Source organism: Streptomyces rubiginosohelvolus (assembly GCF_014649875.1).
GTDB lineage: Bacteria > Actinomycetota > Actinomycetes > Streptomycetales > Streptomycetaceae > Streptomyces > Streptomyces rubiginosohelvolus.
In genome coordinates, this window is the sequence record NZ_BMTW01000002.1 from 332,721 (window position 1) to 346,693 (window position 13,973).

Here is a 13,973-nt window from a genome sequence, read left to right on the forward strand (position 1 = left end):
TCTCAGCCGTGTCCGGCGCAGGGCCCGCTGTGGTCGCAGTAGGGCGTGTTGGCGGTGGCGCCGCAGCCGCAGAGCATCACCCGGGTCTCGTGGCGGGGGCCGTACGGGGTGGCGACTTCGAGGTCCCCGCGCAGGTGCAGTACGCCGTCGGCGTGGAGCGACACATGGGTGGGGACGTCGGGGACCTCGTCGGGCATGCCGTCGGTGCGGTGGTACTGGAGGGCGCCGCTCGGGCAGCGGTGGATGACCTCGGCGACCTCGTCGGCGGGGGCGTTGTCGGGCTGGACCCACGGACGGCGGTCGACGTCGAAGACGGCGGGGAGCCCGCGGACGCACTCGGCGGCGTGGAGGCAGCGGTGCGCGTCGAAGCCGACGACGATGCCCTCGCCGTCGTAGGACTTGGCGGCGGGGCGCGGGGGCGGCTGGCTGGTCACCGCTGGCTCTCCCGGCTCGGCTCGGCATCCGGACCCCTTCAGCCTCGCCCCGGCGCCCCGCCTCCGCCACTCGGGGCCGGGGCTCTCACGGGAGAACCGCGACCCCGTCGATCTCGACCATCGCCTGCTCGTCCCAGAGCCGGGCTACCCCGATGACGGCCATCGCCGGGTAGTCGCGCCCCGCGAGCCTGCGCCAGATCCGGCCCAGTTCGGCGGAGTGGGATCGGTAGTCGTCCACGTCGGTGGCGTAGACGGTGACCCGGGCGAGGTCGGCGGGGGCGCCGCCGGCCGCGTGGAGAGCGGTGAGCAGATTGCCGAGCGCGAGCGCGAACTGCTCGGGCAGGGTGGCTCCGACGACCTTGCCCTCCGGGTCGAGCGCGGTCTGCCCGGCGAGGAAGACCAGGTGCCCGCCGGTGGCGACGACGGCGTGGCTGAAGCCGGTGGGCGGGGAGAGTTCGGACGGGTTGATCCGGTGCGACGGACTCATACGGGCGGCTCCTGGGTCAGGGGCTCGGACGGCTCGGCGGACGGCTCATGGGAGTCGGGGCGCTGGGCGGTGTTCGCGTACAGCTCCTTGGCGATGATGGTGCGCTGCACCTCGCTCGCTCCCTCGTAGATGCGCGGCGCGCGGACCTCGCGGTAGAGGTGTTCGAGCAGATGGCCCCGGCGCAGGGCGCGGGCGCCGTGCAGCTGGACGGCGGTGTCGACGACGTACTGCGCGGTCTCGGTGGCGTACAGCTTGGCCATCGCCGCGCGGCGCGGCACCCCGCTCTCCCCCGCGTCGTACGCCGCTGCCGCCGCGTACACCAGCAGGCGGGCGGCCTCGGTGCGGGTGGCCATCTCCGCGACCTGGTGCGAGACGGCCTGGAGGTCGCTCAGCGGGCCGCCGAACGCGGTGCGGTGGGCGGTGTGGTCCAGGGTCGCGTCGAGGGCGGCGCGGGCCATCCCGACGGCGAAGGCCCCGACGCTGGGGCGGAAGAGGTTGAGGGTGTTCATGGCGACCCGGAAGCCCCGGTCGGGTTCGCCGAGGACGTCGTCGGCGGTGACCGGCACGCCGTCGAACTCCAGGGTGCCGATGGGGTGCGGGGAGAGCATGTCGAGGGCGGAGCCGGTGAGTCCGGGGCGGTCGGACGGGACCAGGAACGCGGTGATGCCCCGGGATCCGGCGCCTGGGGTGGTGCGGGCGAAGACCACGGCGAAGTCGGCCTCGGGGGCGTTGGAGATCCAGCACTTCTCGCCGCTCAGCGCCCAGCCCGCCGGAGTCGGCTCGGCGGTCAGGCTCAGGGCCGCCGCGTCGGAGCCGGCCCCCGGCTCGCTCAGCGCGAACGCGGCGACGGCCCGCCCGGCCCGGACCTCGGGGAGCCAGCGTTCACGGTGGGCGGGGGTGCCCGCCTGGACGATCGGGGTGGTGCCGAGGCCCTGGAGGGCGAGCGCGGTCTCGGCCTCGGTGCAGCCGCGGGCCAGCGACTCCCGCAGCAGGCACAGGTCCAGCGCGCCGGAGCCCAGCATCCGGCCGAGGAGGCCCAGCTCGCCGAGTGCGGCCAGCAGGGGACGGTTGACCCGCCCGGGCTCCCCCTTCTCCGCCAGCGGGCGCAGTTCCCGCACGGCGAGCGTACGGAGCTCCTCGCACCAGGCGGTTTGTTCCGGTTCGAGGGAGAATGCCGTCATGGCGGCGCCTCTCTTGTCGCGTCGTGTCGCGTGCCCCGTCGCGTCGGGTGGCATCTCGTCGCATCGCTTCGCACGCCATGGCTTATCGCGGACCGTTGACTACCGTCACCCAAACGATACGCTCCAGAGGCGACAAGGGGGCGATCCTTCATGGAGCCGAATTCCTCGCCGAACACGCCCACAGCCGCCGCCGACGCGTCCGTACGCGTCCCCGGCGCGCCTCACGAGCCGACCGGGCGCGCCACCGGCGCCCACACCGACACCTTCGCGCGCGACCATCTCCCGCCGCCGGAACAGTGGCCGGAACTCCTCCTGGACGATCCGGCGCCGCGCTACCCCGACCGGCTGAACTGCGGACACGAGCTGCTGGACCGCACCGTCGAGGAGTACGGCGCCGACCGTCCCGCACTGCGCTCCGGCGACGGCGTCGTCTGGAGCTACGGCGAGCTGCGGGAGACCGTGGACCGCATCGCCCATGTGCTGACGGAGGACCTGGGGGTGGTGCCGGGCAACCGGGTGCTGCTGCGCGGGCCGACCACGCCCTGGCTGGCCGCCTGCTGGCTGGCCGTCATGAAGGCGGGCGCGGTCGCCGTCACCGTACTGGCGCAGGCGCGCGCCACGGAGCTGGCCACCATCTGCTCGCTGGCGCGCATCAGCCACGCGCTGTGCGACGCCCGGTCCGCGGAGGACCTGGCGAAGGCGGACGTGGACGGGCTGCGGATCACCCTGTTCGGCGGGGACGGGCCCGACGACCTCACCCGGCTGGTGGAGGGCAGAACCGGTCCGTACCGGGCGGTGGACACGGCCGCCGACGAGGTCGCGCTCATCGCGTTCACCTCGGGGACCACCGGGCGCCCCAAGGGCTGTATGCATCTGCACCGGGACCTCCTGGCCATCGCCGACACCTTCTCCCGCCATGTCCTGCGCCCCTCGCCCGACGACGTGTTCGCGGGCAGCCCGCCGCTGGGCTTCACGTTCGGCCTGGGCGGGCTGCTGGTCTTCCCACTGCGGGCCGGGGCCTCGACCCTGCTGCTGGAGCAGGCGGGTCCGCAGCATCTGCTGCCCGCGCTGGTCCACCACCGGGTCTCGGTACTGTTCACCGCGCCGACGGCCTACCGCACGATGCTCGGCCAGCTGAACGGCCACGACCTGTCGGCGCTGCGGCGCTGCGTCTCGGCCGGCGAGAACCTGCCGGAGGCGACCTGGCGGGCCTGGTACGACGCCACGGGGCTGCGCATCATCAACGGCATCGGGGCCACCGAACTGCTGCACATCTTCATCTCGGCGGCCGACGACGCGATCCGGCCGGGGACGACCGGGGTGCCCGTGCCGGGCTGGCAGGCCCGGGTGGTGGACGAGCACGGCGATGAGCTGCCGGACGGCGAGCCGGGGTTGCTCGCCGTGCGCGGCCCGGTCGGCTGCCGCTATCTCGCCGACCCGCGGCAGACGGACTACGTCCGGCACGGCTGGAATCTGACCGGCGACACCTTCGTCCGCGAACCCGACGGCTACTTCCGTTACGTGGCCCGCGCCGACGACATGATCATCTCCTCCGGCTACAACATCGCGGGCCCCGAGGTGGAGGACGCCCTGCTGCGCCATCCGGAGGTCGCGGAGGCGGCCGTGGTGGGCCGGCCGGACGAACTGCGCGGCGAGATCGTGGTGGCGCACGTGGTGCTGACCGAGGGCTCGGAGCAGACGGCGGACTCGCTGCGCGCCCATATGAAGGCCAACCTGGCCCCGCACAAGTGCCCGCGCGTCTTCGTGTTCGAGGAGTCCCTGCCGCGCACCGCGACCGGCAAGCTCCAGCGGTTCCTGCTCCGGGAAGACCTCCGGGAGGACCTCGGGAAGGACAGAGCCTAGAGTGATCACGTGGCCGAGTTGCGCACCCCCCGCTCCCTGATCATCACGCTCTACGGCGCCTACGGCCGTCCGGCGGACGGTGCGCCGTTCGCGGTGTCGGAGCTGATCCGCCTGCTGCACGCCGTGGGCGTCGACGCCCCGTCCGTACGCTCGTGCGTCTCGCGGCTGAAACGGCGCGGGCTGCTGGTGGCCGCCCGGGCCGGGGACGGCTCGGCGGGATACGCGCTGTCGCCCGACGCCCGGCAGCTGCTGGACGACGGGGACCGGCGGATCTACCGGCACCCCGCGCCGAGCCTCGCCGACGGCTGGGTGCTGGCGGTGTTCTCCGTGCCCGAGGCGGAGCGCAGCAAGCGCCATGTGCTGCGCTCCCGGCTGGCCCGGCTGGGCTTCGGCACGGCCGCGCCCGGGGTGTGGATCGCGCCGGGCGGGCTGTACGAGGAGACCCGGCACACCCTGGAACGGCTCGAACTCGACCCGTACGTGGACCTGTTCCGGGGCGAGCACCTCGGTTTCGCCGCCACCCGCGAGGCGGTCGCCCGCTGGTGGGACCTGCACACGGTGGCACGCCTGCACCACGACTTCCTGGAACTGCACGAGCCGGTGCTGCGGGACTGGGAGGCATCCGGTGCCGACGGCCCGCCCCGCCCCCAGACCGCCTACCGGGACTATCTGCTGGCGCTGGACTCCTGGCGCCAACTCCCGTACGCGGACCCGGGTCTGCCGACCGAGCTGCTGCCCGCGGACTGGCCGGGCGGCCGCTCGGCGGAGGTGTTCGGCCGGCTGCACGAGCGGCTGCGGGACGCCGGGGAGCTGTTCGTACGGGAGTGAGGCCCGTGGCACGACGGGGAAATCCGGGTGCCCCGGCCTCCCGCCCCCGGGCAGGATGAGGCATGACCTGGACCTTCACCGACGACGTCGACGTGTTCCTCGCCGCCGCCGGCCCGTCGCTCGCCGCTCGGCCCGTGGAGCACACGGTGGTGCTGAGCGTCACCGAGCGGCTGAGGCGCTCGGGCGCGCATCACTACGGCGACGGCGATCCGGTCCTCGGCTGGTGGCGCGGGGCGGACGGGGCGGTGGCGGGAACGCTCGTGCGCACGCCGCCGCATGGGGCGATGCTCAGCGCCGTGCCCGTGGAGGCGGTGGAGCCGCTGGTGGAGGCCCTGGGGGCGGGTCCCGACCTCGACGGTGTCAACGCGGACCGGGACATCGCGGCGCTGCTGGCCGCCCGGCTGCTGGGCTACCGGACCGTGCAGGAGCAGCGGCTGTACCGGCTGGGCGCGCTGCGACCGCCCTCCCCCGCGCCGGAGGGCCGGGCCAGGGCGGCGACGCGGGCGGACCGGGCGCTGCTGGTGGCATGGGTGGAGGGGTTCGCGGAGGCGACCGGGCAGTCCAAGTCCTCGGCGGAGTGGCTGGTGGACGAGGGCACGGAACGCGGGTCGCTCGCCCTCTGGGAGAGCGGCGGTACGCCGGTGGCCCTGGCGGGGCGCTCGCTGATGCTGGCGGGCATGGTGCGGGTGACGTCGGTGTACACCCCGCCGGAGTTCCGCGGCCGGGGGTACGGGGCCGCCGTGACGGCCGAGGCCTCGCGGGCCGCCCTGGCGGAGGGCGCGGCGGAGGTGCTGCTCTTCACGGACCTCGCCAACCCGACGAGCAACGGCGTGTATCTGCGCATCGGTTACGAGCCGGTGGCGGACCGGGTGCAGTTGAGGAGAGACACGTGATCACGGAGACGGTGCCGCCCGAGCCGCTGTGGCTCGTCGCCGCGAACGTGGTGCGGTGGCGGCGGTACGGGGACGGCGGGCAGGAGTTGCGGCCGGGGACGAAGGCGTACCGGGGCGGGGCGAAGGTGTACGTCGTCGACACCTACCCGGGCATGGGACACGAGCAGGTGACCACCATCGGGCGTTCCCGCACCGGCCGTTGGATCACCGTCGACACGGGTTCGCGCCATCTGCACACGTTTCGTGCGAAGTTGGCGTATGCACCAGCCGTGCTGCGACGGGCCGGAGCGGTCGGGGTGCGCCTGCGGTCCCGGGAGGAGGCCGAGGAGCTGGCCGGCCTGCTGGAGCGGCTCGCCGCCGAGTACCGCGAGACCCACCACGGCGCACCCCACCCCACGCCCTGCCTCTGCCACACGTGCCTGGTCACCCCAGCGTGAGCCGGGGCTTCGGTCCGTCGGTGCGGCCGGTGGGCGGGGTGCGGCTGCCCGCGCCGTACGGGAGGGGCCAGGGCGCGCCCGGTCCCGTGTAGCCCTGTTCGGCGGCAGCGTGGAGGGTCCAGTGCGGGTCGTACAGGTGGGGGCGGGCCAGGGCGCAGAGGTCGGCGCGGCCCGCCAGGAGCAGGGAGTTGACGTCGTCCCAGGATGAGATCGCGCCGACCGCGATGACGGGAACGTCCACGGTGTTGCGGATCCGGTCGGCGTACGGGGTCTGGTAGGAGCGGCCGAACTCGGGGCGCTCCTCGGGCACGACCTGGCCGGTGGAGACGTCGATGGCGTCGGCCCCGTGCTCAGCGAAGGCGCGGGCGATCGTGACGGCGTCCTCGGCGTCGGTGCCGCCCTCGGCCCAGTCGGTGGCGGAGATCCGCACGGTCATCGGCCGGTCCTGCGGCCAGACTTCGCGCACGGCGTCGAAGACTTCGAGGGGGAAGCGGAGGCGGCCGGCCAGGGATCCGCCGTAGGCGTCGGTGCGGTGGTTGGTGAGCGGGGAGAGGAAGCCGGAGAGCAGATAGCCGTGGGCGCAGTGCAGTTCGAGGAGGTCGAAGCCACTGCTCGCGGCGCGCCGGGCGGCCGCCACGAACTGCTCGCGTACGGCGTCGAGTCCGGCCCGGTCCAGCTCGGCCGGGACCTGGCTGACGCCGGGGGCGTACGGGAGCGGGGAGGCAGCCGTCAGGGGCCAGTTGCCGCTGTCCAGGGGCTGGTCGATGCCCTCCCACATGAGCTTGGTGGAGCCCTTGCGGCCGGAGTGGCCGAGCTGGACGCCGATGGCCGCGCCGGGGGCGGAGGTGTGCACGAAGTCGGTGATCCGCCGCCAGGCCAGGGCCTGTTCGTCGTTCCACAGGCCCGTGCAGCCGGGGGTGATGCGGCCCTCGGGGCTGACGCAGACCATCTCGGTCATGGTGAGTCCGGCGCCGCCGAGCGCACGGGCCCCGAGGTGAACGAGGTGGAAGTCGCCGGGGAGCCCGTCGGTGGCGGAGTACATGTCCATGGGTGAGACGACGACGCGGTTGCGCAGCTCCAGACCGCGCAGCCGGTACGGGGTGAACATCGGCGGGGTGCCGGGCGGGCAGCCGAACTCCTCCTCGACGGCGGCGGTGAACGAGGCGTCGCGCAGCCTGAGGTTGTCGTGGGTGACCCGGCGGCTACGGGTGAGCAGGTTGAACGCGAAGCGCCGGGGCGGCTGGTCGACGTAGTGGGCCAGCTCCTCGAACCAGCGCAGACTGGCGGCGGCCGCGCGCTGGGTCGAGGCGACGACCGGGCGGCGCTCGGCCTCGTACGCCGTCAACGCGGACGGCAGGTCGGGCTGCTCCTCGATGCAGGCGGCGAGCGCGAGGGCGTCCTCGACGGCGAGCTTCGTGCCGGAGCCGATGGAGAAGTGGGCGGTGTGGGCCGCGTCGCCGATGAGCACGGTGTTGCCGTGGGACCAGCGGGAGTTGGTGACCGTACGGAAGGCGAGCCAGGAGGACCGGTTGCCGCGCAGGGGGCGGCCGTCCAGGGCCTCGGTGCAGAACTTGGCGCAGCGGGTGGTGGATTCGGCCGGGTCGCAGGTGTCGAGTCCGGCGGCGCGCCACACCTCCTCGCGCATCTCGACGATGACGGTGGAGGCGTCGGCGGCGTACGGGTAGCCGTGCAACTGCATGACGCCGTAGGGCGTTTCGGCGATCTCGAAGCGGAAGGCGTCGAGCGCGAAGTCGGCGGCGAGCCAGATGTAGCGGTTGCGGTGTTCGGTGACGCTCGGGCCGAAGGCGTCGGCGTGCGCCGCCCGGGTGGCGCTGTGCACCCCGTCGGCGGCGATGACCAGGTCGTGGTGGGCGGCCAGCTCGGCGGCGGGCGGAGCCACGGCGCGGAAGCGGAGGTCGACGCCGAGGCCGGCGCAGCGCTCGTGCAGGATCTCCAGGAGCCGGCGGCGGCCGAGGGCGGCGAAGCCGTGGCCGCCGGAGGTGTGCGTGCGGCCGCGGTGGACGATGTCGATGGTGTCCCAGCGGACGAACTCGCGGCCGAGGGCGCGGTAGACCTCGGGGTCGGCGTGCTCGATGCCGCCGAGGGTCTCGTCGGAGAGGACGACGCCGAAGCCGAAGGTGTCGTCGGGGGCGTTGCGCTCGAAGACGGTGACCTCGCGGTCCGGGCCGAGGCGCTTAAGGAGGGCCGCGGCGTAGAGCCCGCCGGGGCCGCCGCCGATGACCGCGATGCGCCGCACGGATGACCCGGCCACGGCTACCGCCCCTGCCACTTCGGCGGCCGCTTCTCGGTGAAGGCGGCGTGGAACTCGGCGTAGTCCTCGCCGTGCATCAGGAGGGCCTGGGTGTTGGCGTCCAGCTCGACGGAGGCGGCCAGCGGCATGTCCAGCTCGGCGGTGAGCAGGGCCTTGGTCTGGGCGAGCGCCAGGGCGGGTCCGTCGGCGAGGCGGCGGGCCAGCTCGGCGGCGCGTTCGTCGGCCTTCCCCTCCTCGGCCAGCTCGCTGATCAGGCCGATCCGCTCCGCCTCGGGAGCGCGGACGGCGTCGCCGAGCATCAGGAGCCGGGTGGCGTGGCCGAGGCCGACGACCCGGGGCAGCAGGTAGGCCGCGCCCATGTCGCCGCCGGAGAGGCCGACCCGGGTGAAGAGGAAGGCGAAGCGGGCCGAGGGGTCGGCGACCCGGAAGTCGGCGGCGAGGGCCAGGACGGCTCCGGCGCCCGCCGCGACCCCGTGGATGGCGGCCACGACGGGGAAGGGGCACTCCCGCAGGGCCCGGACGACCTGTCCGGTCATCCGGTTGAAGTCGAGGAGCTGCGCGGTGTCCATGGCCAGGGTGGCGCCGATGATCTCGTCGACGTCACCGCCGGAGCAGAAGCCGCGCCCCTCCCCGGCGAGGACGAGGGCGCGCACGGAGCGTTCCCGGGAGAGCTCGGCGAGGAGGTCGCGCAGATCGGCGTAGGCGCCGAAGGTGAGCGCGTTGAGTTTTTCGGGACGGGAGAATGTGACGGTTGCCACACCGCCGTCCCGGGTCAGCCGGAGATGACGCCATTCCTCGGTGCTCGGGGCCGAGCTGGGAAACGGGCTCATGGAGGGGTCCCCTTCAGCGATCGGGCGGGTGCCGGCCGTGCGCGGGTCGCGTTCCGCCTCCGAAGTTATCACTCAGGCGTGACCGCCGTCACGAGGTCGCAATACGGCATCCGTGAGACTGTTGTGGCGAAAGTCCCCTTTGCTCCGGCCGACCGCCCCTATGGCTGGGCCGGAGCGGTTCGTAAGGTTGAAACCAGGAAGTCTCGGCACGAGTACGACGTGAACCCGAAAAGACGACTGCCCGAGAGCCGAGACCTCCCGCTTCAGGTAGACCCGCTCCCGAACGGAAACCCTGCCGTGCCGCCCGATGTCCCCGTCCCCGCTTCCTGGCGCATCGCCCTGCCGCACTCCACCGCGGCCGTGCCGATCGCCCGGGCTCTCATCCGTACGGCCCTGTCGGACATCGACGCCCCGGCCGACAGCGACACCGCCGAACTGCTGACCGCCGAGCTGGTGGCCAACGCGGTCGAGCACACCCTGGGCGGCGAGCCCATCGAGCTGGTCGTGGAGCTGCTGCCCACCGGCTGCCAGGTCGAGGTGCACGACCGCGACCCCGCCCCGCCGGGCGACCTGTCCCGGCCGCAGCCGGGCTTCGAGGTCGATCCCTGGCAGGAGCACGGCCGCGGCCTGCTGCTGATCCGGACCCTCAGCTCCGCGTGCGGTCACCGCACCACGGAGCACGGCAAGGCCGTCTGGTTCACGCTTCCGGCGATACCGGCGCAGCCGGGTCCGTCACCGGGGAGCTGACCAGCCGGGAGCGCTTGCGGCCGTATCCGGCGTAGAGGAGCGAGCCGGCGGCCAGGAAGACCGCGAACTGGACCCAGGTCGTCCAGCCGGTCCCGTACATCAGGTACAGGCAGAAGGCGACGCCCAGCAGCGGGCTGACCGGGTAGAGCGGGACCCGGAAGGTCCGCTTCAGCTCGGGGTTGCGGCGCCGGAGCACCACCACCGCGACATTGACGGCGACCATCGTGGCGAGCGTGCCGATGGTCGTCAGGTTCACGACGACGTCGAGCGAGACGAACGCGGCCGGGACCGCGAAGACACAGGCGACGATCCAGGTGTTGGCGACCGGGGTGTGGGTCTTGGGAGAGACCCGCTCGAAGACGCGCGGAATCAGACCGTCGCGGGACATCGACATCAGGATGCGGGTCTGCCCGTACATCACGGCGAGCACCACCGAGGCGATGGCGACGACCGCGCCGAAGGCGATGATGCCGCCGCCCACCGAGGAGTCGGTGACCTCGTTGACGGCGATCGAGAGAGCGGCGCTCTTGTTCGCCACGTCGTCCGAGCCGATCGCGCCGATGGCGGAGAGCGCCACGGCGCAGTAGAGCAGGGTGACGACGCCGATGCAGATCAGGATGGCGATCGGAATGTTGCGGCGGGGGTTCTTGACCTCTTCGCCGGCGGTGGTGATGGCGTCGAAGCCGATGTAGGAGAAGAACGCGAGCGACGCGCCCGCGGTGATCCCGCCGAGCCCGTGGGTGGCGAACGGCATGAGGTTGTCGTCCTGGAACGCGCTGAACGCCACCGCGCAGAACGCGACCAGGATGCCGATCTTGAGGACCGCCATGGCGGCGGTGGCCGTGGCGCTCTCCCGGACGCCGCGCACCAGCAGGGTGGCGGCCATGGCGATCACGACGATCGCGGGCAGGTTGACCACACCGCCGTCACCGGGCCCGGCGGACAGGGCGGCGGGCAGTTCCCAGCCGAACAGGCTGTTCAGCAGCTCGTTGACGTACTGGCTCCAGCCCACCGCGACGGCGGAGACCGAGACGCCGTACTCCAGCAGCAGGCACCAGCCGACGAGGAAGGCGGTGCGCTCGCCGAGCGCCGCGTAGGCGAAGGAGTACGAGCTTCCGGAGACCGGGATGGCGCTGCCCAGCTCCGCGAAGGACAGGGCGGTGAAGATGCAGGTGATCGCCGCGAGGACGAACGAGATCACGACGGCGGGGCCGGCCTCGGCGACGCTGTCGGAGAGTCCGACGAAGATGCCGGTGCCGACGATCGCGCCGACCCCGAAGCAGACAAGCTGGAAGAGGCCCATCGTGCGCTTGAGGCCGTGGCCCTCCAGGTCGCCGCCGGATTCGGCGATGAGCTGCTCGGGGCTCTTGCGGCGCAGGCCCGACAGGTGGGGGCCGGCGGGCTTCGGGGTGCCGGATCGCGGCAGACCGGTGCTCATGCGGGACGTTCTCATCTCTGGTGGTGCAGTGGGGGGACGGCCCGTGCGCCGGGTGCGGCGGCACAGGTAAGGGGTTCGGGTCCCGCAGGGGTCTCCCCGGGTCCGAACCCCACCAAGAGCCGACATCGTAGCCACCAGCACGCATGTTCACCCAATCGGGTGTATGAGCATGCGAACCCCTGCCCCGTATGCGTATGGCTCGCGCGGCTACTTCCCGGCGAGCGTCGCCACCAGGACGGCCTTGATCGTGTGCATCCGGTTCTCCGCCTGGTCGAAGACGACGGAGTGCGGCGACTCGAAGACCTCGTCGCTGACCTCCAGCTCGGTCAGTCCGTACCGGGCGTGGATGTCCCGGCCGACCTGGGTGCCGAGGTCGTGGAAGGCCGGCAGGCAGTGCAGGAACTTCACGTCCGGGTTGCCGGTGGCCCGCAGGACGTCCATCGTCACGGCGTAGGGCCCGAGGGCGGCGATGCGCTCGGCCCAGACCTCCTTGGGCTCCCCCATGGAGACCCAGACGTCGGTGGCGACGAAGTCGGCGCCCGAGACGCCCTGGGCCACGTCGCCGGTGAGGGTGATCATCGCGCCGCTGACCTCGGCGAGCTTCCGGGCCCGCGCCACGACCGCCTCGTCCGGCCAGTACGCCTCGGGGGCGACGATCCGGACGTCGAGGCCGAGCAGGGCGCCGGTGATCAGGTAGGAGTTGCCCATGTTGAAGCGGGCGTCGCCGAGGTAGGCGAAGGCCGTCCCCGCGAGGGGGCCCTCGCGGCACTCGGTCATGGTGAGGACGTCCGCGAGCATCTGGGTGGGGTGCCAGTCGTCGGTGAGCCCGTTGAAGACCGGCACGCCGCCGTGCGCGGCCAGCTCCTCGACGGCCTGCTGACTGTCGCCCCGGTACTCGATCCCGTCGAACATCCGGCCCAGCACCCGGGCGGTGTCCTTCACGGACTCCTTGTGGCCCATCTGGGAGCCCGCGGGGTCGAGGTAGGTGGTGAAGGCGCCCTGGTCGGCGGCGGCGACCTCGAACGCGCAGCGCGTACGGGTCGAGGTCTTCTCGAAGATCAGCGCGATGTTCTTGCCGCGCAGCCGCTGGACCTCGACCCCGGCCTTCTTGGCCGCCTTGAGCTCGGCGGCCAGTGCGACCAGGCCGAGAAACTCCTCGGAGGTGAAGTCCAGCTCCTTGAGGAAGTGGCGGCCGGTGAGGTCTATGGCCATGATGACTGCTCCTGGGTCGGGCGGGGATCGGCGCACTGCGCGCGGCAGGGGTGGAAGTCTATACGATGCATCGCATCTCTATACAGGGCCATGGGTCCACCTTCCTTCGGCCGCTCATGCCACGGGGTCCCGCTCCACCGGGCAGCTCATACAGCGCGGCCCTCCCCGCCCCCGGCCCAGCTCGCTGCCCCGGATCTCGATCACCTCGATGCCCTGCTTGCGCAGATGGGTGTTGGTGGTCGCGTTCCGCTCGTACGCGACGACGACGCCGGGCTCGACCGCGAGCACGTTGCAGCCGTCGTCCCACTGCTCGCGCTCGGCGGCGTGCACGTCCTGGGTGGCGGTGAGCACCCGGATCGCGTCGAGACCGAGGGCGGCGGCGATGGCGCGGTGCATGTGCTCGGGCGGATGGTCGGTGACCTTCAGTTCGCGGGGGCCGCTGCCGGGCTCGATGGTGTACGAGCGGAGCATGCCGAGACCGGCGTACTGGGTGAACGTGTCGCCGTCGACCATCGTCATCACCGTGTCCAGGTGCATGAACGCGCGGGCCTTGGGCATGTCGAGCGCCACGATCGTGCGCGCCGAACCGGCGTCGAAGAGCCCGCGGGCCAGCATCTCCACCGCCTGCGGGGTGGTCCGCTCGCTCATCCCGATCAGGACCGCGCCCTGCCCGATGACCAGGACGTCACCGCCCTCGATGGTGGAGGGGTAGTCGTCCTGCCCCTCCGACCAGTGGTGGAAGGCGCCCGCCTCCGGGCCGGTGAAGAGCGGGTGGTGGCGGTAGATCGCCTCGAAGTGGACGGTCTCGCGCTGCCGGGCGGGCCAGCGCATGGCGTTGATGGAGACCCCGTCGTAGATCCAGGCCGAGGTGTCCCGGGTGAAGAGGTGGTTGGGCAGCGGGCCGAGGAGGAAGTCGTCCAGGTCCATGACATGGAAGCGGACGGAGGTCGGCTCGCTGTACCGCTCCAGGAACTCCCGCTTCGTCATGCCGCCGACCAGCGCCTCCGCCAGCTCCGCGGCGGACAGCTGCTCGAAGGCGGCCCGCAGATGCTCGGTGGCGAGCGGGCCGTACTCCTTCTCGTCGAAGACCCGGTCGAGCACGAGTCGCCGCGCGACCGGGATGTCGAGCGACTCGCGCAGCAGATCGCCGAAGAGGTGCACGGCGACCCCCCGGTCGCGCAGGACGTCCGCGAACCCGTCGTGCTCCTCCCGGGCGCGGCGCACCCACAGGACGTCGTCGAACAGCAGCGCGTCCTTGTTCCTGGGGGTGAGCCGCTTCAGCTCCAGATCGGGGCGGTGGAGTATGACGCGGCGCAGCCGCCCGGCTTCGGAGTCGACATGGAATCCCATG

At 72.6% G+C, this 13,973-nt stretch carries 13 protein-coding genes; 5 read left to right on the forward strand and 8 right to left on the reverse strand.

Annotation, left to right across the window (positions count from 1 at the left end; genetic code table 11):
- Positions 1-2: 2 nt before the first annotated feature.
- The 3 genes from IE134_RS08790 to IE134_RS08800 form a co-directional block, all read right to left on the reverse strand.
- On the reverse strand, positions 3-434 hold the full coding sequence (locus IE134_RS08790) for a (4Fe-4S)-binding protein (protein WP_098016543.1): 432 nt from the start codon (positions 432-434) through the stop codon (positions 3-5).
- An 85-nt stretch (positions 435-519) separates the two neighbouring features.
- Entirely contained in the window at positions 520-921 is a 402-nt protein-coding gene (locus tag IE134_RS08795) for a RidA family protein (RefSeq protein ID WP_030716423.1), read from the reverse strand.
- The gene (locus IE134_RS08800; RefSeq protein WP_030716421.1) at positions 918-2,102 is read right to left on the reverse strand and encodes an acyl-CoA dehydrogenase family protein; all 1,185 of its coding nucleotides are present in this window, start codon (positions 2,100-2,102) and stop codon (positions 918-920) included. The genes IE134_RS08795 and IE134_RS08800 overlap by 4 nt, the downstream gene beginning before the upstream one ends.
- A 150-nt stretch (positions 2,103-2,252) precedes the next feature.
- Here IE134_RS08800 and IE134_RS08805 point away from each other — a divergent pair, with 150 nt between their 5' ends.
- The 4 genes from IE134_RS08805 to IE134_RS08820 all read left to right on the forward strand — a co-directional run bounded on the left by IE134_RS08805 (position 2,253) and on the right by IE134_RS08820 (position 6,123).
- Entirely contained in the window at positions 2,253-3,965 is a 1,713-nt protein-coding gene (locus tag IE134_RS08805; RefSeq protein ID WP_098016544.1) for an AMP-binding protein, read from the forward strand.
- Positions 3,966-3,974: 9 nt separating this feature from the next.
- Positions 3,975-4,793: a PaaX family transcriptional regulator gene (locus tag IE134_RS08810; protein WP_098894009.1), complete on the forward strand. Its 819-nt coding sequence runs from the start codon at positions 3,975-3,977 to the stop codon at positions 4,791-4,793.
- A 62-nt stretch (positions 4,794-4,855) separates the two neighbouring features.
- A complete protein-coding gene (locus IE134_RS08815; RefSeq protein ID WP_098016546.1) occupies positions 4,856-5,686 on the forward strand; it encodes a GNAT family N-acetyltransferase in 831 nt (276 codons plus the stop codon).
- Entirely contained in the window at positions 5,683-6,123 is a 441-nt protein-coding gene (locus tag IE134_RS08820) for a hypothetical protein (RefSeq protein ID WP_098894008.1), read from the forward strand. The genes IE134_RS08815 and IE134_RS08820 overlap by 4 nt, the downstream gene beginning before the upstream one ends.
- Here the strand turns inward: IE134_RS08820 and IE134_RS08825 are convergent.
- Positions 6,110-8,413, reverse strand: a complete 2,304-nt coding sequence (locus IE134_RS08825; protein ID WP_189430119.1) for a bifunctional salicylyl-CoA 5-hydroxylase/oxidoreductase — start codon at positions 8,411-8,413, stop codon at positions 6,110-6,112. The two genes, IE134_RS08820 and IE134_RS08825, sit on opposite strands and share 14 nt — an antisense overlap.
- Entirely contained in the window at positions 8,398-9,225 is an 828-nt protein-coding gene (locus tag IE134_RS08830; protein WP_189430121.1) for an enoyl-CoA hydratase family protein, read from the reverse strand. The genes IE134_RS08825 and IE134_RS08830 overlap by 16 nt, the downstream gene beginning before the upstream one ends.
- 297 nt (positions 9,226-9,522) lie before the next feature.
- On the opposite strand from IE134_RS08830, the gene IE134_RS08835 reads away from it, so the two are divergent.
- Complete coding sequence (locus tag IE134_RS08835; RefSeq protein ID WP_007452262.1) at positions 9,523-9,972, forward strand: ATP-binding protein; 450 nt, start codon at positions 9,523-9,525, stop codon at positions 9,970-9,972.
- On the opposite strand, the gene IE134_RS08840 is transcribed toward IE134_RS08835, so the two are convergent.
- The 3 genes from IE134_RS08840 to IE134_RS08850 all read right to left on the reverse strand — a co-directional run bounded on the left by IE134_RS08840 (position 9,923) and on the right by IE134_RS08850 (position 13,972).
- Positions 9,923-11,410, reverse strand: a complete 1,488-nt coding sequence (locus IE134_RS08840; protein WP_189430123.1) for an amino acid permease — start codon at positions 11,408-11,410, stop codon at positions 9,923-9,925. The genes IE134_RS08835 and IE134_RS08840 overlap by 50 nt on opposite strands.
- Before the next feature lie 207 nt (positions 11,411-11,617).
- Positions 11,618-12,622, reverse strand: coding sequence for an ornithine carbamoyltransferase (gene argF / locus IE134_RS08845; protein WP_189430125.1), 1,005 nt, complete (start codon positions 12,620-12,622; stop codon positions 11,618-11,620).
- A gap of 114 nt (positions 12,623-12,736) precedes the next feature.
- Positions 12,737-13,972 (reverse strand): arginine deiminase, encoded by a 1,236-nt coding sequence (locus tag IE134_RS08850; RefSeq protein WP_030716389.1) that lies wholly within the window; start codon positions 13,970-13,972, stop codon positions 12,737-12,739.
- Between the last annotated feature and the right edge of the window lies 1 nt (position 13,973).